The organism is Marivivens sp. LCG002 (assembly GCF_030264275.1).
In the GTDB taxonomy this organism is placed as follows: Bacteria; Pseudomonadota; Alphaproteobacteria; order Rhodobacterales; family Rhodobacteraceae; genus Marivivens.
In genome coordinates this window covers 2,220,944-2,239,391 of the sequence record NZ_CP127165.1, presented here as the reverse complement: position 1 = coordinate 2,239,391, position 18,448 = coordinate 2,220,944, and the positions used below count along the sequence as shown (strand labels likewise).

Here is an 18,448-nt window from a genome sequence, read left to right as displayed (position 1 = left end):
AAAGTTACTCGCTCGTCTCTTACAAATAGGTAACACCGCGATTCTGCATTGCGGCGAAAACCAACGATTTGACGATGGAGACACGAGATGGCCCTTGATCAGAAACCGGACGTTCTGACCTATACCGCACCCGAAAAGGACCTTTACGAAGTGGGCGAAATGCCTCCGCTCGGATTTGTTCCCAAGTCGATGTATGCTTGGACGATCCGCCGCGAGCGTCATGGTGAACCCGAGAAGGCCTTTGAGGTCGAAGTCGTCGACACCCCCAAGCCTGATAGCCACGAAGTGCTTGTTATGGTGATGGCGGCAGGTGTGAACTATAACGGGGTCTGGGCAGGTCTCGGCATTCCAATCAGCCCCTTCGACGTTCACGGCGCCCCGTTCCACATCGCTGGTTCTGATGCCGCGGGGATCGTCTGGGCCGTAGGGGATAAGGTCAAGCGCTGGAAAGTCGGCGACGAAGTCGTGATCCACTGCAATCAAGATGATGGTGACGATGAAGAGTGCAATGGCGGTGATCCGATGTTCTCGCCGTCGCAGCGGATCTGGGGCTATGAGACCCCCGACGGCTCCTTCGCCCAGTTCACCTGTGTGCAGTCCCAACAGCTCATGCACCGCCCGCGTCACCAGACATGGGAAGAGTCGGCGTGCTACACGTTGACCCTCGCAACCGCTTACCGCATGCTCTTCGGTCACAAGCCGCATGAGCTCAAGCCCGGTCAGAACGTTCTGGTTTGGGGCGCGTCGGGTGGTCTTGGGTCCTATGCGATCCAGTTGATCAATACCGCAGGCGCGAATGCGATCGGTGTGATCAGCGATGAGAGCAAGCGCGACTTTGTCATGTCCCTCGGGGCCAAAGGCGTCATCAACCGCAACGACTTCAATTGCTGGGGCCAGATGCCCACGGTGAACACGCCCGAGTACAAGGCTTGGTTCAACGAGACCCGTAAATTCGGCAAAGCGATCTGGGACATCACCGGCAAAGGCAATAACGTCGATATGGTGTTCGAACACCCCGGTGAATCGACCTTCCCGGTGTCTGTGTTTGTCGTGAAGCGCGGCGGCATGGTTGTGATCTGTGCAGGCACCACCGGCTATAACCTGACCTTCGACGTGCGCTATCTCTGGATGCACCAGAAGCGCGTTCAGGGGAGCCACTTTGCCAACCTCAAGCAGGCGTCGCAGGCCAACCAGCTGATGATCGAGCGTCGCCTTGATCCTTGCATGTCGGAGTGCTTCACTTGGGAAGAAATTCCCGCGGCCCATACAAAAATGCGCAAGAACCAACACAAGCCCGGCAACATGGCCGTTCTGGTCCAATCGCCTGAAATGGGGCTTCGCACCTTTGAAGACGCGTTCGAGAAGTCGAAAAAGTAAGAAGAGATCGAAAGATCGGAAAAGCGCGGGCCATCGGTCCGCGCTTTGCTTTTCGACCTCCCCAAAAATGGGGGGATCAAATTCGTGGGTAATTTTGCACCGCAAGGGATGCTACTATAGGTTGTTAACACTTCGTTAACCATTCCTGAAGAGGCTTGTCATGGGAAACAAATGGATACTCGACGTCCTCGCGGACCTACAGAATTTCGCAGCTCAGAACGACTTGCCCGAATTGGCTGTCTGCCTTGGCGAAACTGCAGCAGTCGCAGATCGCGAAATCAAGTCTTCGGGCGTCGGCGTTCGATCCTTTGTAAGGTTTGGGGACGGGATGGATGCCAGACGACTTTCTAGCGAGGCTGGAGCAAGCTGAGGCTTTTGAAGATCTCCAGACACTTATCGTAGAGCTGCGCGATTATTACGGCGTGGGCCATATGGTTTATCACTGGGTATCCGCCAACGGCGAACAGTATGGTTGCGGGACATATCCCCCAGATTGGGTGCAAACCTATATAGAACGGGACTATCTGCGGATCGATCCCGTTGTCTTGGGCTGTTACCAGCGGTTTCATCCCGTTGACTGGCGAAAACTGGATTGGTCGACCAAAGCCGCCAAGGCGCTCGCTACCGATGCGGCACGTTTTCAGATCGGCAACCAAGGGTATTCGATTCCCATTCGTGGACCGAACGGCCAGTTCGCCCTTTTCACCGTTTGCGATCATCGGGACGACCTGGCTTGGGACGAATTCACACGGGAAAATCAGCGCAATTTGATTTTAATTGCACATTACTTCAATAACTCCGCGCTCATGATCGAGCGGGGAAGAACACCGACAGCCGCCAAGCCGCTCAGTCCCCGCGAGACGGATGCTTTGACCTTTCTCGCAATGGGATACGGCCGTGGGCAAGTCGCGGAGATGCTGGAAATTTCTGAACATACTCTGAGGGCTTATATAGAATCCGCGCGTCTCAAACTCGGCGCCAACAACACCACGCACGCGGTGGCGCGCGCGCTGGCCGAAGGGCTCATTATCACGGGCGGGGCCACAAATGGCGCGGTCGGGAATTGGCCCGGGCGCTACGAGATTCAGGGTAAACAAGGTGTTGCATAGTGACTTGATCGCGCGCGCTGCATTCCTAGGACATTAACTTTTGGGCCGCACCTTTGGGCAATTCCAGCTTTATCGGAGAGCCCAATGCTACGCTATATCTATGGATCGGACCTTGCCCGTTTTCCGCGTCTTGAAGAGAGCATGTTTCTTGACCGTGCGGATCAGTTCAAACATCGGCTTGGCTGGGAGGTGACGCTCGACACCAATGGCTGGGAGCGGGACGAATATGACGACCTCAATCCGCTGTATGTGATCTGGGAAAACCCTGACGGCACCCACGGCGGATCAATGCGGTTCCTGCCGACCGTCGGGCGCACGATGGTCAATGACCATTTCGGCGACCTGACCGGCGGAAGCCCGATTTGCGATCCGAGCATTTGGGAATGTACGCGCTTTTGTCTTTCACCCAAGGCAGAGGGCAGAATTGCGGCCGCGCTCATGCTCGGCGGGGGCGAATTGATGCGACACTTCCAGCTTGCCCAATTCGCGGGTGTGTTCGATGCGCGGATGGTCCGCATTTACCGGATGATCGGTTCTTCGCCCGTCGTCCTCGGTGAAAGCGGCACAGGGCGCGGAAAAATATCGCTCGGACTATGGAGCTATTCACCCCAAGCGCATTTGCGCGTTGCCCAAAGCGCGGGTGTCTCGCTCGCACTTTCGGAAAAGTGGTTCCAGAGGTCGTTTGGTGCTGCGGAACTCCTCCTTTCTGCCTAACGCCACTGGTCCTCGGGCGCGGCTAAAGATAGGGTCGCGCCATGTCTGCACCTGCTCTCACATTCTCATCCGATCAGGCCGAAGCCTGGGACGCCGTGGCCGCACTTTTGCGGTCTGCGGGTGTGGATATCGAGGACTCGCTCCTCATGCCCCCCATGCCCGACAAATCGAGTGTGATCGCGGTGATAGGCAAGGCCGGATCGGGCAAGACGATGCTGCTTTCGGAGCTGACCAAAGCCTTGGTCGAGGCGGGGATCGACGTTGTCTCGGGCGACTGGGAAGGCAAAAAGCGCAAAGATCGCCGCACTCTGGCGATCCTTGCACCAACGAACAAAGCCGCGAGTGTGCTGCGCAATCGCGGTGTTCCCGCGACAACGATCCACCGCATTCTTTACACGCCCGTTTACGATCCCGAATACGAGCGCATTGCCGAATGGCTTGCGGGCGAGGGCGAGCGTCCCGTCATCGAAGGCATCACCGATGTCGCCCTTGATCGCGCTTGGGCGTCCTATCAGATCAACACGTCGATCCCTGCCGCGCTTGCGGCTGCGGGGCTTCGAGGTTCGGATTTCATCACCGGATGGAAGCGCCGCGAAGAACCGCTCGATATCGGGTTCATCGACGAAAGTTCGATGCTCGACGCAAAGCAGTTCGAAGATTTGCAGGAGATTTTCCCGACTCTTGTGCTCTTCGGGGACCCTGCACAGCTCCCGCCTGTTCAGGGCACAGGTGGGATGGTGTTTGAAAGCCTGCCGTCGAACCGTCGGTTCGTCCTCCAGCGTGTCCACCGTCAGGACGCGGATAACCCCATTCTCGATCTTGCCCATGCTTTGGCCGATCCGACCGTGGATTTCTATCGCTTTGAAAAGCTCGTCGAAGAGGCGTCAAAGCGCGACGAGCGCGTGGTTTGGGCCCAACGGGTTGAGGCCGATCTTATGGCGCGCTCTCCTGTTCTGGTTTGGCGCAACGCGACCCGCATCCGCTTGATCCACGCGTTCCGCAATGCGTATGGCGCCCCCGAAGACGAGCTTCTCGAGGGAGAGCCCCTTATTTGTGACGGCATCGAATTGCCTGTGAAGCACCGTAAAAAGCGTCTCGATCTCGAGGCGCGGGGGCTGATCAAAGGGGCGCAGGTCGTTTATCTCGGGCCGGGCCGAAAACCGGGCTTTTCACGTTTGCACGTGATCGGGGCAGAGGACCCGCAAGTGTCGGCCGCCAGCATCGTCAAAATCGAGCACGAGGGTGATGAAGAGCCGTTCATTCCCTTTGCCGCACGCATGGGGGCAACGTTCCTGCATGGGGCTGCGGTGACGATCCATAAGGCCCAAGGGTCCCAATGGGATACGGTTCAGGTCTTTGCGCCTGACATCTATGCCGCCGCTCAAATGGGGCGGGTTGAAGCGGGACAGCCTCTTTGGAAGCGATTGGCCTATGTTGCCATCACGCGGGCGGAAAACCAGCTGCGCTGGATTGTGCGCAATCGCTTGGGGCGACCTTCTGGCCCGCTGGCTGTCGATGACTTGCGTGTTGCGAGCGTTCCGCTCGAGCTTCGTTCCGAAACCGAGGACTAGCGGCGCAGCATCCCGAAAACGGCCGCCGCCACCCAGCCCGCCAATGCCGCGATGATCAAGGACAGGGCGCCATAAAGCGCCGCTTGTTCCTGCGCGAGCATAAAGAGCCAGCGCTCGATCCCGACCTTGTAAACGGGGATGACGGTATCCAGCTGATCGACGACCATGCCGTTGCGGGTCAGGAAAATCCGCGTTTTGTAATCCCCTTGGGTGATATTGGCAGGGAGCGAAATGCGCGCGCGAAAGAGCGTGTCCTCGTCGATGCTCACTGCACCTTCGAGGATCTGCAAGAGATTATCCTTGGCTTGGATCCGCGCAAAGGCATCGACCGAGTCATCCGTGTTAAAGGCATTCTGCCCTGCGCTGCGCACAACGCGCCCGACCGAGACGGCATGTCGGAGGTCCTCGAGGGGAAGGAGAACATCTGCGATCGGACCCGAGGTCGCGACGGCGTAAAAGGATGGCGCGATATCAAGATCGACCGATTCCGTGTTGATCCAAATGCCTGCGACCCGATCTTTCTTGCGGATCGTGACAGGGACATTGGGGCCTTGGACCGCGATGATCACTTCGAGTTCCGAGCTCTCAGGCGCGGGAGCGTCGCGGCTTACCGCGCCAAAGATCAGAATTTCCGAACCGGTAAAGCTCGCCGTGATCGCCACTTCGTCCTGAGACATGCCCATGACGATTTGTTCCGCATGGGCCGCCACAGAGACCAACGCACACCAGACAAAGGCGAGAACGCGGGCCATCATTCGCCGATACCCGCGATGGAATAAAGCTCGCTTGGTTCGAGCAAGAGATCGACACCCAGCTTCAACGCCACAAGAAGAACCAAGCCCGCCAAAAGGATACGAAGCTGCTCTGCCTTGAGTTTCATTCCGATGCGCGTGCCGAATTGTGCCCCGATCACGCCGCCGATCAGGAGCAAGAGCGCAAGCACGAGGTCAACCGTCTGGTTGGTGATGGCATGCATCATGGTTGTATAGGCTGCGACGAAAATGATCTGGAACAGCGAAGTGCCGATCACGACCTTGGTCGGCATCCCCAAAAGATAGATCATCGCAGGCACCATGATGAACCCGCCGCCGACGCCCATGATCGCCGCAAGAAGGCCGACAAGCAGCCCGACCATCAAAGGGGGAATGACGGAAATATACAGACCCGAGATACGGAACTTCATCTTGAAGGGCAGGTTGTGGACCCAGTTGTGCTTGCGCCGCTTTGGCGGAGAATTCTTGGAGCGAAGCAAAGCGTTCAAGCTCTCGATGAACATCATGCCGCCGATAACGCCAAGGAACACGACGTAGCACAGGTTTACCAGAAGATCGACTTGCCCGAGTTCTTTGAGCAGGTTGAATATCTGGACCCCGATGGTCGAGCCGATCAATCCCCCGACAAGCAGAACGCTTCCCATCACGAAATCGACGCCGCGCCTTTTGATCTGGGTGATCAGCCCCGAGACGGACGAAGCGACAATCTGGTTGGCCGAGGTCGCAACGGCAACGGCGGGTGGGATGCCGACGAAAAACAAAAGCGGCGTGATCAGAAATCCGCCGCCGACCCCGAACATTCCCGACAATATCCCGACCACGCCTCCGAGGCCGAGGATGAGGAAGATGTTCACCGAAACTTCGGCGATGGGGAGATAAATTTGCATTCCGGAATCCGGCAATGGGGCCGCGTAGACCCCAAAAAACACCGTTCTGACTGGAGTGTCAAACCCCTGATTTACTTGAGATCGCGGAGGAACCTTCTCAGAACGACTTCGAGTTTGGCCGCACCCAGCGGGGCCATCGCCTTTGTGTGCTCGTGGCTGATCTTCTCGTCGCTCATCCCTGCGGCCATATTCGTGATGGTCGAGATGGCGGCCGCGCGCAGACCAAGGAACCTTGCAAGGATTACCTCGGGCACGGTGGACATGCCGACGGCGTCGGCACCCAGCGTTCGGATGGCGCGGATTTCGGCGGGGGTTTCGAACGAGGGGCCCGAATACCACGCGTAAATCCCCTCGAACATTTCGATCTTTTCGCCTTTGGCCGCCGAGGTCAGCGCGGTGCGGAGTTCGGGTTCATAGGCATCCATCATCGGAACAAAGCGTTTGTCGGTCTGCTCGCCGATCAGCGGGTTGAGCCCTGAAAAGTTGATGTGATCCGTAAGGCACATGATCGAGCCCGTCGGCATGTCGGCGCGCAAAGATCCTGCGGCGTTGGTGGCAATAACCGTATCCGCGCCAAGCTCGCACAGCGTTTCCAAAGGAAGACGCATAGCCGCGGGATTGCCGCTTTCGTAGTAGTGGGCGCGCCCGCCGAAGACCGCGACACGCACTCCCTCGAGGTTGCCGATGACGAGGTTGGGGTTGTGACCCGATACGCCCGCATGCGGAAAACCGGGAAGTTCGGAATAAGGGATCGCGACACCTTCGACGGCACCCGCAAGATGACCGAGGCCCGAGCCAAGGATCAGCCCGATACGAACAGGCTCATCCCCTGCGATGTCACGGATGATGGAGGCAAGATCAGCGCTCTTTGACATAGGGTTCTCCACCCGCGCGCGGCGGGATTGCTTTGCCGACAAAGCCGGCAAGAATGACAACAGTGAGGATATAGGGCAGGGCGTCGAGCAACTGGACCTGAACTTTGACGCCGATGGCGCGCTCAAGAATGTCGGGACGCAGCGAAAGCGCCTGAAGATAGCCGAAGAGCGTTGTCGCCCCAAGCGCATACCAAGGACGCCACTTGGCGAAAATCAACGCGGCAAGGGCGATATAGCCGCGACCCGCGGTCATATCTTTCACAAATCCTGCCTGAAGTGCTGTGGCGAGATAGGCCCCCGCGATCCCGCAGAGGACGCCGCAGATAATAACGGCAGAGTAGCGCAGCCCGACGACCGACACGCCTGCGGTATCGACGGAAGCGGGGTTTTCCCCGACCGCGCGAAGTCGAAGTCCATAGCGCGTGCGGTAAAGCACCCACCATGTCAGTGGAACGCAAAGCAGCGCCCCGTAAACAAGGATGGAATGGCCCGAAATCACCTCGGAATAGAACCCGTTTCCGTCTGCCCCGAACCATGTGATCGGGTTGAACCGTCCGCCTTCCGAGAGCGATGGCGTGCGTCCGCCCTGTTGGAACCAACTTTGCGCGACGACGACGGTTAGACCCGCTGCGAAAAAGTTGATCGCAACGCCCGAGATAAGTTGGTTGCCACGGAAGGTGATCGACGCAAGTCCGTGTATGAGCGACAGGACGAGCGAAGCCGCTACGCCCGCCAGAAGGCCGATCCAAGCATTGCCCGTGGTGGCCGCAACAGCGCCCGACAAAAACGCGGCTGCAAGCATTTTGCCTTCGAGACCGATGTCGAAAATGCCTGCACGTTCCGAAAAGAGCCCCGCAAGGCAAGCCAGAAGCAGCGGGGTGGCAAGGCGCACCGTTCCGTCGAGCACGGCGAGATCAAAGAGCGCAAAGATATCCATTACTTGGCTCCTTCGGGTTTGCGGCGCATGGCCGAGAAGAGAACTTCGAGAGGCATGCGGACCATGTTGTCGAGCGCACCCGTAAAGAGGATCACCAAAGCCTGGATCACGACGATCATCTCGCGCGGGATCGAGGTCGCAAGCGCAAGTTCGGCGCCGCCCTGATAAAGGACACCGAATAGAAGCGCGGCGAGAAGCACCCCGAAGGGATGGTTGCGACCCATCAAGGCCACGGCGATACCGATAAAGCCTGCACCTTCGACAGCGTTCAGAACCAGACGCTCGGCTTCTCCCATGACGTTGTTGATCGCCATAAGGCCTGCCAGAGCGCCCGAAATCAGCATCGAAACCATAATGATCTTGGTCGGGCTGATCCCTGCGTAGCGGGCTGCACTTTCGGAATGGCCGAAGGCGCGAAGCTGATACCCGAGGCGCGTGCGCCAGATCAGAACCCAAACGAGGAAGCAGGCCAGCAAGGCGAGAAGAAGCGCGATATTCGCAGGCGCCCCGCGCGAGAAGGGAATGCCGAAAATGCCGAGGATATCATGCAGGTTCGGAAGATGTGTCGGCGCGGGAAATTTCGCGGTCGCAGGCTCCATCGCCCCGACGGGCTTGAGCGTTTTGACCAGAAGATAGTTGATCAAAGCAGCTGCGATAAAGTTGAACATGATCGTCGTGATCACGATATGGCTTCCGCGTTTTGCCTGAAGAAAGGCGGGGATTGCAGCCCAAGCGGCCCCGAACAGGGCCGCGATCACCGTTGCCCCGACGAGTGCGAAGGACCAATGCGGCCACGGGATATATATACAAACAAGCGCGACACCCACGCCGCCCAAGGCCGCCTGACCCTCGCCGCCGATGTTGAACATTCGGGCGTGAAAAGCCACGGCGACCGCAAGACCTGTAAAGATGAAATTGGTCGCATAATAGAGCGTATAGCCCCATGCATAAGACGATCCGATGGAGCCTTGGATCATGATCCCGAGTGCCTTGATCGGGTCTTCACCGATTGCGAGCATCACAAGCGCAGAGAGAAACGCGGCAAGCAAGAGCGAGATCAGGGGAATGAGGACGATGTCCGCCCATTTCGGCATACGATCCATTATGCGGCCTCCCCGTTCATACCCGCCATCAAAAGACCAAGCTCTTGAGCGTTGGTCTCGGATGCAAGACGCTCGCCCATGATCCGGCCATCGAACATCACGGCGATACGGTCCGATAGCGACATGATTTCATCAAGCTCCACCGAAACGAGAAGGATGGCTTTGCCCTTGTCACGGAGCGCGATGATTTCTTTGTGGATGAACTCGATCGCGCCGATGTCGACGCCCCGTGTCGGCTGTCCGATCAGGAGCAAGTCAGGGTTCTGTTCGATCTCCCGCGCCACCACGATTTTCTGCTGGTTTCCGCCCGAGAAGCTCTTGGCGGCGAGATAGGGATCCGGTGGGCGCACGTCGTAAGCCGCCATTTTCGCTGCCGTGTCGGCCTTCATCGTGTCGTGATCCATCAGAAGGGCATTCTTTTGGAACCTCGGGTCGTTATGATAGCCGAATGCAATATTCTCCCAAGCGGCATAGTCCATAATGAGCCCTTCGCGCTGTCGATCCTCGGGCACATGGGCGATCCCTATGGCACGGCGTTTCTGACCGCCTGAGGGTCCGATGTTCAACTCAAGCGGTTGGTCGTTGAGTTTGACCGACCCCGTAGCGCGGCGATACCCGCCCAGAACTTCGAGAAGCTCGGACTGCCCGTTGCCTGCGACGCCAGCGATCCCAAGGATCTCGCCCGCGCGGATATCAAGATCGATGCCCTTGAGGCGCTTGATCCCTTTGTCATCGGTGACTGCGAGGTTGCGGACTTCAAGGATGGTCTTTCCGGGCTTCGCGGGTGTTTTCTCGACTTTGAGAAGCACCTTGCGGCCGACCATCAGCTCGGCAAGTTCCGTGGGTGAGGTCTCGGCGGTTTTGACGGTCGCTGTCATCTGCCCGCGACGCATCACCGAGACCGTGTCGGTAATTTCCATAATTTCGCGCAGTTTGTGGGTGATCAGGATGATCGTTTTGCCCTCGCGGCGCAGGTTCTCGAGAATGCGGAACAGGTGGTCCGCCTCGGCAGGGGTCAACACCCCCGTCGGTTCGTCAAGGATCAGGATATTGGCCTGTCGATAGAGCGCCTTGAGGATTTCGACACGCTGCTGCATGCCGACACCGATTTCTTCGATCACCGCATTCGGGTCGACATTAAGCTCGTATTCTTCGGCAAGTGATTTGAGCGCCGAGCGCGCTTTGTTTAAAGACGGACGAAGAAGGGGCCCGTCTTCGGCTCCGAGAATGATATTCTCGAGCACGGTAAAATTCTCGACCAGCTTGAAATGCTGGAACACCATCCCGATACCCGCCGCGATGGCGGCCTGACTGTCGGGGATGTTGGTCTTTTGTCCGTTGATGTAAATTTCGCCCGCATCGGCTTTGTAAAAGCCGTAGAGGATCGACATCAGGGTGGATTTCCCCGCACCGTTCTCGCCGATGATCCCGTGGATCGTTCCGGGCATGACGCGGATCGAGATGTCTTTGTTGGCTTGAACAGGACCGAAAGACTTGGAAATGCCGCGTAGCTCGATCGCAGGAATCTGGTCTGACATCGGAAAATCACCGTGTTCTCAATTGGAAAAAAGGCCGCGTCACATGGATGGACGCGGCCTCTGTCAGTTCAAAGGCTTGGATTAGAACTCAAGCGCAGGGCAGGTTTCGTCCGACATATAGTCGTGGACCGAAAGCGCACCCGAAGCGATTTCCGCAGCGGCGGCGTCTACGGCGGCCTTCATCTCGTCCGAAACGAGCGATGCGTTGAATTCGTCGAGCGAGTAGCCAACGCCACCGTTCGCAACGCCCATGACGTTGAAGCCTGCTTCAAGACCTTCGCCCGCGCTGAAGCTGTCGAAAACGGCGTTGTCAACGCGCTTGAGCATCGAGGTCAGGACCTTACCCGGGTGGAGGTAGTTCTGGTTGCTGTCCACGCCGATCGAGAGAATGCCCGAGTCGGCTGCGGTCTGGAGAACGCCAACACCGGTGCCGCCTGCTGCTGCGTAAACAACGTCAGCACCCTGGCTGATCTGGGCTTGGGTGAGTTCCGAACCTTTTACCGGATCGTTCCAAGCGGCAGGGGTGGTGCCGGTCATGTTCGCAATGACGGTCGCGTCAGCATTTACAGCCTTGGCGCCCTGTGCGTAGCCACAGGCAAAACGGCGGATCAGCGGGATGTCCATGCCGCCGATAAAGCCCACAGTGCCGGTCTCGGAGGCCATGGCCGCCATCATACCGACGAGGTAGGAGCCTTCCTGCTCGGAGAAGACGATCGAGCGCACGTTTTCTGCTTCGACCACACCGTCGATCACAGCAAACTTGGTGTCGGGATAGTCGGCAGCGACTTCGGAGAGCGGGGTCGACCAGGAGAAGCCAGCCATCACGATCGGGTTGTTGCCTGCTTCGGCAAAGCGACGGATCGCTTGCTCGCGCTGGGCGTCGGTCTGGATCTCGACCTCGGCATAGGTGCCGCCCGTTTCCTTGGCCCAACGCTCTGCACCGTTATAGGCGCTCTCGTTGAAGGATTTGTCGAACTTGCCGCCAAGATCATAGATGATCGCGGGATCGGCGAAAGCTGCGCCTGCAGAAAGGGCAAGCGCCGCGGTCGCGCTGAGGAATTTCGTTGTGAGGGTCATTTGTTTCTCCCAAGTGGTTTTCTCTGCGAGGTCAAGTGTCCTCGCAGGTAGAGACATCTGTCGTGTCTATTGGGAGTTTGGATTCAGACACTTGAGACGGTCAACATGAATCTGATGTCTTGCAACGTCACTTTGACCGAATGATCAAAAATTATGCCTCGGAAAGCGACCGCCGCATGAGAACGGCGTCCGTTACGCTTGAATCCGAGCGTTTGTAATACCCTTTCCGGCGTCCCGATTCGCTATATCCTGACCTCTGATAGAGCGCTCTGGCCGATATATTGTCTTCGGCCACCTCGAGGAGGATCATCTTTGCACCCCGCGAAACAGCATCTTGGTGGAATTGGTCCAGCAGTTTTCCGCCAAGGCCCTGACCCTGGTTTTCGGGTCTGATCGCGATGGTCAAAAGTTCGACCTCGTCTTCAATTACCTGTCCGAGGGCAAAGCCGAAGTCGGGGAGGATCGTAAAAAAGCACAAACGATTGGTCCCAAAGTCCGCGAACTCTTCCGCCGTCCATGGTCTGCTGGTGGGGAAGGCCTCGGCATAGATTTCGGCCATGGTCTGCGGTGTCACGAGAGGATCACCGGAGCGGGGTCGCGCGGCGGGGCGGCGTCTGCTGCGCGCACATAAAGCGGGGCAGGGCGCGGTTGCGGCGTGCCCAAACGGCTTGCCGCGATCAAAGCGACGTTGCGGATAAGGGTCTGTGCATCGGCTTCGGGTGCGACCGGACAGGTCGGCGCAAAGTCCGAAAGCGGTTCGAGACGGGGTTCATCCGGTCCGCTGTCCGCAAAGGTTTGGACATAGTGGTTTTCGCGGGGAGCGGGGATGGTCGCCACAATCGGACGAGCGTAGCCATGCGCCCGAGCCTCGAAGCCGTTCACACCGATCGCGGGTTTCCCGAGGGCGAGCGCAATCCCTCGCGCGGCCGCAACCGAGATACGGATACCAGTGAAATTTCCGGGCCCGAGACCGACACCGATCCCGTCGAGATCTTGCCATCCAAGGCCCGCCTCGCTCAGCATCTCGTTCAGCATGGGCATGAGGTGCTCGGCCTGCCCTTTTTTCATCTCATCGACGCGGGTGATGATTTGGCCGTGCAAAAGAAGAGCGGCGGCGCAATACGCCGCCGATGTATCGAAAGCCAAAAGTGTCGGCTGAACTGTCATAAGGCGGGTTAGGCCGCGACCGGACGCACTTCGAGCACTTCGGGGATGTAGTGCCGCAAAAGGTTCTCGATCCCCATTTTGAGGGTGAGCGTCGACGAAGGGCAGCCCGCACAGGCGCCTTGCATGTGGAGATAAACGATACCGCGTTCGAAGCCGTGGAACGTGATGTCGCCACCGTCCTGCGCAACGGCAGGGCGCACGCGCGTGTCGAGAAGCTCTTTGATCTGGTTGACGATCTCGGTGTCTTCGGTGGCGTGGTTGTCACCATGAGCCGATGCTTGCGGACCGTCCATGATCGCAGCGCCCGACTGGAAGTGTTCCATGATCGCCCCAAGGATCGCGGGCTTGATATGGTCCCATTCGGTGCTTTCGGACTTGGTGACGGTCACAAAGTCATTGCCGAAAAAGACACCCGACACGCCCGTGATCGCGAAAAGACGGGTTGCAAGCGGTGAAGCTTTGGCGGCCTCGGACGAGGGGAAGTCGGCAGTGCCGGCTTCGAGTACAGTTTGACCCGGAAGGAATTTGAGCGTCGCCGGGTTCGGCGTGGATTCTGTCTGGATAAACATGATTAGCCAACCTTTTTTGTCAGGCTCTATATGGTGCGACCTGACCCCTATGTCAATGTTGGAACCATTCTAAAGTGAGAAGACCGCGCACGCAATGCGCTTGCGCGGGGTCCATGTCGGAACCCCGCGTTCGCCGTTAACCTTAGTCAAAGGTAAAGACCTGCTGTGCGACCTCTTGGCCTCCGACCTTGAGAACAGCGAGAACCGTGCCCGAATGCTCGGCGTCGATGTCGACGGCAACGTCTCCGTTTGCGCCACTTTGGACGGTTTTTGTTCCGAGAAGGGCGTCCCGTTCGCCGTAGTGATAGTCATAGATTTCGACGACGCCTTGAGCCTCGGCGCGGACCAATCCGACCTCTACCGTGTTTCCGCTCGAAAGATTTGTCTCGAGCGAGCCGAAGTAGTTGTAGCCTGCTGCGGTGGATGCCGTAGCCGCGCCCAAGGATGCAATGACCGCGACAACGGGGAGGAGAGCTTTGAATTTCATCGTTCTAGCCTTTCGATTTTGTATCAGCGAGTGTGTTCGCCCGTTTGATACGAAGATCGAAATCGCTCCCGTCGCGAAAATAACGCTTTGATTGGTAACGTTATTTTGTGCGCGGCATGGAAAAGTGAACGACGGAAGCCTTGCGCTGTGTCGTTGCCATCCGCTCTTAGGTAATGGCTTCGAGCTGATCTTTGGACAGATCGCCCGGAACGATGGTGATTGGCACGGGGAGGCTTCCTGATTGGCGGGAAAGCTGGCTGACCAAGGGGCCGGGGCCCTTTTTGTCATTGCCCGCCCCCAGAACCAAAACACCGATTTCAGGGTTCTCCGTGATCACGTCGAGGATCTGTTGGACGGCCTCGCCTTCGCGGATGATCAGCTCGGGCGAGATGTTCTGGCGGTCACGCATCCATTTTGCAAAGACTTCGAAATGCGCATGGATACGCTCTCGGGCCTCTTCGCGCATCAGTTCACCGACACCGATCCAGTGATTGAACTCATCGGGCGGGATCACAGAAAGGATCGCAACACCAGCGCCGGTGTTCTTGGCCCGCATTGCGGCGAACCGCATCGCGTTCAAACATTCACGGCTATCATCCAATACGACGAGGAATTTGCGCATTCTGGTCTCCTTGCTCGGAGCGATATTGGCTGATCCAAGCAAACGGCGCAACAAAGATGCGCGTCCGGCAGGGGAGGCCGAACGCGCAAAGGTGACCGGCAGGGACAAGCCGGATCGTCAGGGATGCACAGCACAAGTGGCATGCAAGCCCAGCCTGAGCCGAGTCGGATTCAGAATTGTGACGGATTTCGTGCGCGGTTCGATCGGGCCTGAGGTGAAAGCGGGGCGCGAGGCCCCGCCAGACAGGTTCAGCGCAATAGACCGACGATTTCGTAGGTCTGCTTGAGGATCGGCTCGGCGATCTCGCGTGCGCGGTCGGCCCCTCGCGAGAGGATGCGGTCGATCTCGGCGCGGTCCTGCATCATACGCGCCATTTCGCCCGAAATCGGAGCGAGCTTTTCGACGGCAAGATCGGCAAGCGCAGGTTTGAACTTGCCCCAACCCGCGCCTGCATATTCGGCAATAACCTGTTCGTTGGTCATATCGTTCAACGCGGCATAAATGTTGACGAGGTTGCGGGCTTCGGGACGTTCGGCAAGACCGTCGAGCGTTTCGGGAAGCGGCTCTGGGTCGGTCTTAGCTTTTTTGAACTTTTTCGAGATCGTGTCCGCATCGTCGGTCATATTGATGCGTTCCATATCGGACTCGCCCGATTTGGACATCTTTTTGGTGCCGTCGCGAAGGTTCATGACCCGCATCGCAGGGCCCTCGATCACGGGGATCGTTTCGGGGAAGAAGTCCACCTTGAAGTCATGGTTGAACTTTTTCGCGATGTCGCGGGTCAGCTCGACATGCTGCTTCTGGTCCTCGCCGACAGGAACGTGGGTGGCGTGATAAAGCAGAATGTCGGCCGCCATCAGGGACGGGTAAGCGTAAAGCCCGAGCGAGGCAGCCTCGGCGTCTTTGCCTGACCCTGCTTTGTCCTTGAACTGGGTCATGCGGTTCATCCAGCCCACACGCGCGACGCAATTGAAAATCCAGCCAAGCTCGGCATGGCCCGAAACCTGTGCCTGATTGAAGAGGATGGATTTTTCAGGATCAATCCCCGAGGCAAGATAACCTGCTGCCACTTCGCGGGTCGCATCGGCGAGTTCCTTGGGGTCCTGCCAGACGGTAATCGCGTGGAGATCAACCACACAATAGATCGTCTCGAACTGCCCGCCCTGCATGTCGACAAAGCGCTTGATCGCGCCGAGATAGTTGCCGAGGGTCAGGCCGCCGGACGGTTTGATACCCGAAAACACGCGTGGTGTGAATTTGGTCTCGGTCATGGAACGCTCCGGGGCTGGATATTAAGGTCAGAACGGCTTACCGAGGGGAGGAAGGACCGTCAACAGATTGGCGGTCGACGGAGGTCAAAGTGCAGCAAGAAAGCCCGTTTAACTCGGTTCCCGTGCCCGTTCTGGTTCTGGTTTTCATCATTGTCGGGGTCGAGATCGCCATCACTCTGGGCAACGCAGGCATTATCGGTGGTCCAACCGCCGTCGGTTGGCGACTCGACTGGATCGACCAATTCGCGGTTTCGCCGGCTGTGATCGATCGCATTTTCGGCCTTGGGGATCTCTCCTATTACATGACGCGCCGCCTCATCGGCTATTCCTTCATCAATGCAGGATGGGTGCCCGTGATCTTTGCGAGCGCGATGCTCTTGGCCCTTGGCAAGTTCATCGGCGAGAGCTGGAAGCCGCTCTCCATTCTGATGACCTTTGTTGCCGCCGGTATTGTCGGGGGGCTCGTCTTCGGGATCGTGACCCCACAAAACATGCCGCTCTTTGGATCGTTCCCCGCGGTTTATGGCCTTATCGGTGCCTATAGCTATTTGCGCTGGCTCGAGCTCGAGCATTCGGGAAACAACAAGTGGAAGGCTTTTGGCCTCATCACCTTTGTTGTGTTGATCCAGATCGTTTGGGGGTTGATCCTCAAGCTTCTCACGGCCTTCGGGTTCTTTGAGGCCGACCCTTCGGCTATCATGATCTATTTCGGGATCGCAAGCCTTTCGGGTTTTGTGACGGGCTTGGTGCTTTCCCCGATCCTCGGGCCGGGGGGCTGGGCCACCTTCGTGGCCCGCTTGCGTCAGCGCTGACGGCGACGGACAAAGCCTTTGATCTCGCTCAGCTGGAACGCGCCGATGGTTTGGCCGATGCCGAAGTAGCTCAGGAACCCGAGGAAGATCAAAAGCAAAAGCGCGAGTTCTTTGAGCCCCATCATCTCGAAGAACATGTGAAGGATGTCGGAACAGATCCAGAGGATCATTCCCATAAAGACCGAGCTTAGAAGGATGCGCCATGCGCGCTTCTTCAGGCGTGTGTCGAAGGTTGCGGCGTCGCCATAACCACGGCTCCAGACCCAAAGCACGACGACCGTCGCCCAGCCCGATAGCGTGGTGCCGACGGCGGCGGCGATAAAGCCGATCTGGGCACTCAGCCCGATGGCAAGACCCGCATTGACCACCATCGAGAACAGGGCCGCGTAAAACGGGCGCTTGGTATCTTCGCGGGCAAAGAACAGCGGCTGGAGCGATTTTTGGAGCACGAATGCCGGAAGCCCAAGTCCATAGACCGCGACAGCCAGTGCGGTGTTGAGCGTATCCTTGTCCGTGAAGGCCCCGCGCTCGAACAGCGTTTCGACAAGCGGGACGGGGATCGCCACGAGGGCCGCAGCGGCAGGCACGGTGAGCATCAGACTGAATTCGGTTGCACGGTTAAAGGCGTCGCGCCCCCCAACGGTATCGCCTGCGCGCAATCTTCGGGAAAGTTCGGGCAAAAGCACGACACCGACGGCAATGCCGACAACCCCCAAAGGAAGTTGATAGAGTCGGTCGGCATAGGACAGCCACGCCACCGCCCCGTCGAAAAAGCTTGAAACCTGACGGCCGACCAGAAGATTGATCTGCACCACGCCTCCGGCGAGCGCTGCGGGGGCTGCGATGATGGCAAGCCGCTTGAGATCGGGCGTCAGTCTCGGGCGCTTGGGGACGATGGTGAACCCTGCACGTTTCGCTGCCATCCAGACCAAGGCAAATTGCCCGAAGCCCGCAATCGGAACCGTCCAAGCGAGGGTAAGTCCGGTATCCCATCCCAAGAGATCGCCGATCACAAGTGCGCTGATGAAGAAAAGGTTGAGTAGCACCGGAGCCGCCGCTGCCGCGACAAAGCGCCCTGCGGAATTGAGAACACCCGACAAAAGCGCAGCAAGCGAGATGAAGAGGATATAGGGGAACGCGATGCGTCCGAAGAGGACCGAGAGCTCGAAGCGTTCGTCCCCAGCAAAGCCGCTCGCCATCAGGAGCACCAGAGCGGGCATGAAAAGCATCGCGACGACGGTGAACCCGATCAGAACCGTGGCCAGCCCCGTAAATGCGTCACGCGCAAACCCGTTCGGGTCATCGCCGGATTCGAGCCGTTTCGAGAACATCGGCACAAAGGCCATGTTGAACGCGCCTTCGGCAAAAAAACGGCGGAACATGTTGGGAAGGCTGAACGCGATCAGGAACGCTTCGGCGATGGGGCCGGTCCCGAGATAGGCGGCGATCATCATATCACGGGCAAAACCCATAACGCGGGAAACGAGGGTCCAAAGACCTACGGTCATAAAACCGTTGACAAGACGGGCGGGTTTCACGGCTCTGCCTATGCTGAAATT

The 18,448-nt window shown here is 58.2% G+C and carries 19 protein-coding genes; 5 read left to right on the top strand and 14 right to left on the bottom strand.

Translation table 11 applies throughout. The annotated features are described in order from the left end of the window. Positions 1 to 87: 87 nt before the first annotated feature. The 4 genes from ccrA to QQG91_RS11065 all read left to right on the top strand — a co-directional run bounded on the left by ccrA (position 88) and on the right by QQG91_RS11065 (position 4,771). Entirely contained in the window at positions 88 to 1,377 is a 1,290-nt protein-coding gene (gene ccrA, locus QQG91_RS11080) for a crotonyl-CoA carboxylase/reductase (protein WP_285770291.1), read from the top strand. Between the two features lie 332 nt (positions 1,378 to 1,709). Next, a complete protein-coding gene (locus QQG91_RS11075; protein WP_285770290.1) occupies positions 1,710 to 2,486 on the top strand; it encodes a helix-turn-helix transcriptional regulator in 777 nt (258 codons plus the stop codon). Positions 2,487 to 2,570: 84 nt separating this feature from the next. Then, on the top strand, positions 2,571 to 3,200 hold the full coding sequence (locus tag QQG91_RS11070) for an acyl-homoserine-lactone synthase (protein WP_285770289.1): 630 nt from the start codon (positions 2,571 to 2,573) through the stop codon (positions 3,198 to 3,200). Between the two features lie 41 nt (positions 3,201 to 3,241). Further along, positions 3,242 to 4,771 (top strand): ATP-dependent DNA helicase, encoded by a 1,530-nt coding sequence (locus tag QQG91_RS11065; protein WP_285770288.1) that lies wholly within the window; start codon positions 3,242 to 3,244, stop codon positions 4,769 to 4,771. Here QQG91_RS11065 and QQG91_RS11060 read toward each other — a convergent pair. The 13 genes from QQG91_RS11060 to trpS form a co-directional block, all read right to left on the bottom strand. Beyond that, positions 4,768 to 5,523, bottom strand: coding sequence for a TIGR02186 family protein (locus QQG91_RS11060; RefSeq protein WP_285770287.1), 756 nt, complete (start codon positions 5,521 to 5,523; stop codon positions 4,768 to 4,770). The genes QQG91_RS11065 and QQG91_RS11060 overlap by 4 nt on opposite strands. Further along, the gene (locus QQG91_RS11055) at positions 5,523 to 6,431 is read right to left on the bottom strand and encodes a sulfite exporter TauE/SafE family protein (protein ID WP_285770286.1); all 909 of its coding nucleotides are present in this window, start codon (positions 6,429 to 6,431) and stop codon (positions 5,523 to 5,525) included. Before QQG91_RS11055 ends, QQG91_RS11060 begins: the two co-directional genes overlap by 1 nt. 71 nt (positions 6,432 to 6,502) lie before the next feature. After that, positions 6,503 to 7,306, bottom strand: a complete 804-nt coding sequence (locus QQG91_RS11050) for a purine-nucleoside phosphorylase (RefSeq protein WP_285770285.1) — start codon at positions 7,304 to 7,306, stop codon at positions 6,503 to 6,505. After that, positions 7,290 to 8,243 (bottom strand): ABC transporter permease, encoded by a 954-nt coding sequence (locus QQG91_RS11045; RefSeq protein ID WP_285770284.1) that lies wholly within the window; start codon positions 8,241 to 8,243, stop codon positions 7,290 to 7,292. The genes QQG91_RS11050 and QQG91_RS11045 overlap by 17 nt, the downstream gene beginning before the upstream one ends. Next, positions 8,243 to 9,346, bottom strand: coding sequence for an ABC transporter permease (locus QQG91_RS11040; protein WP_285770283.1), 1,104 nt, complete (start codon positions 9,344 to 9,346; stop codon positions 8,243 to 8,245). Before QQG91_RS11040 ends, QQG91_RS11045 begins: the two co-directional genes overlap by 1 nt. Continuing rightward, a complete protein-coding gene (locus QQG91_RS11035) occupies positions 9,346 to 10,884 on the bottom strand; it encodes an ABC transporter ATP-binding protein (RefSeq protein WP_285770282.1) in 1,539 nt (512 codons plus the stop codon). Before QQG91_RS11035 ends, QQG91_RS11040 begins: the two co-directional genes overlap by 1 nt. A gap of 81 nt (positions 10,885 to 10,965) precedes the next feature. Further along, positions 10,966 to 11,961 carry a BMP family lipoprotein gene (locus QQG91_RS11030; protein WP_285770281.1) on the bottom strand — a complete coding sequence of 332 codons (996 nt, stop codon included), beginning with the start codon at positions 11,959 to 11,961 and terminating at the stop codon, positions 10,966 to 10,968. Positions 11,962 to 12,112: 151 nt separating this feature from the next. Next, on the bottom strand, positions 12,113 to 12,535 hold the full coding sequence (rimI, locus tag QQG91_RS11025) for a ribosomal protein S18-alanine N-acetyltransferase (protein WP_285770280.1): 423 nt from the start codon (positions 12,533 to 12,535) through the stop codon (positions 12,113 to 12,115). Next, complete coding sequence (gene tsaB, locus QQG91_RS11020; RefSeq protein ID WP_285770279.1) at positions 12,532 to 13,128, bottom strand: tRNA (adenosine(37)-N6)-threonylcarbamoyltransferase complex dimerization subunit type 1 TsaB; 597 nt, start codon at positions 13,126 to 13,128, stop codon at positions 12,532 to 12,534. The genes rimI and tsaB overlap by 4 nt, the downstream gene beginning before the upstream one ends. Positions 13,129 to 13,136: 8 nt before the next feature. Further along, entirely contained in the window at positions 13,137 to 13,697 is a 561-nt protein-coding gene (locus tag QQG91_RS11015; protein ID WP_285770278.1) for a NifU family protein, read from the bottom strand. Positions 13,698 to 13,839: 142 nt separating this feature from the next. After that, positions 13,840 to 14,184, bottom strand: a complete 345-nt coding sequence (locus QQG91_RS11010; protein ID WP_285770277.1) for a hypothetical protein — start codon at positions 14,182 to 14,184, stop codon at positions 13,840 to 13,842. A gap of 166 nt (positions 14,185 to 14,350) precedes the next feature. Next, a complete protein-coding gene (locus QQG91_RS11005) occupies positions 14,351 to 14,806 on the bottom strand; it encodes a universal stress protein (RefSeq protein ID WP_285770276.1) in 456 nt (151 codons plus the stop codon). 248 nt (positions 14,807 to 15,054) lie between these two features. After that, positions 15,055 to 16,077, bottom strand: a complete 1,023-nt coding sequence (gene trpS / locus QQG91_RS11000) for a tryptophan--tRNA ligase (protein ID WP_285770275.1) — start codon at positions 16,075 to 16,077, stop codon at positions 15,055 to 15,057. An 89-nt stretch (positions 16,078 to 16,166) separates the two neighbouring features. On the opposite strand from trpS, the gene QQG91_RS10995 reads away from it, so the two are divergent. Then, complete coding sequence (locus QQG91_RS10995; protein WP_285770274.1) at positions 16,167 to 16,889, top strand: rhomboid family intramembrane serine protease; 723 nt, start codon at positions 16,167 to 16,169, stop codon at positions 16,887 to 16,889. On the opposite strand, the gene murJ is transcribed toward QQG91_RS10995, so the two are convergent. Further along, positions 16,880 to 18,427 (bottom strand): murein biosynthesis integral membrane protein MurJ, encoded by a 1,548-nt coding sequence (gene murJ / locus QQG91_RS10990; protein ID WP_285770273.1) that lies wholly within the window; start codon positions 18,425 to 18,427, stop codon positions 16,880 to 16,882. The genes QQG91_RS10995 and murJ overlap by 10 nt on opposite strands. Positions 18,428 to 18,448 lie beyond the last annotated feature (21 nt).